This is a genomic window from Halalkalibacter oceani (assembly GCF_023715705.1).
GTDB lineage: Bacteria > Bacillota > Bacilli > Bacillales > Bacillaceae_D > Halalkalibacter > Halalkalibacter oceani_A.
Genome location: NZ_JAMBOS010000101.1, coordinates 1 through 343, shown reverse-complemented (window position 1 = coordinate 343; position 343 = coordinate 1). Strand labels below are relative to the sequence as shown.

At 42.0% G+C, this 343-nt stretch carries 1 protein-coding gene; it reads right to left on the bottom strand.

All coding sequences use genetic code 11. The features are described 5' to 3' along the window. Positions 1-287 (bottom strand): DUF6431 domain-containing protein (locus M3212_RS21835; RefSeq protein WP_285875005.1); only part of this gene is annotated, 287 nt, incomplete at its 3' end. Between the last annotated feature and the right edge of the window lie 56 nt (positions 288-343).

Genomic DNA, 343 nt, shown 5'->3' with positions numbered 1-343 from the left:
AGAGTGGAATCATCAGCAGGAACAATGTGGGTGGATGGATTTGTAAGAACGTCTTCGATACATTCCGCTTCATAGCGCTTATAAGGAATCAATAAGTCCGGCAATTCATGGTGGATGGTACCACAATTGGTACACTTCAACCTCCGAATGTTATATGTCTTACTTTGTCCCGTATGATCCTTGGCTTTTCGATTCTTAGTTCCTCTAACCAGCATATCTTTCCCGCAACATGGAGAAGGGATCCTCTCTGCACCCCTAACTAAAAACTCCAGTAAGTATGTTTTCAATCAGCTGATAATCTGATACAATAACCATATACTTTTTTGGTGGGACGTCTCCCGTA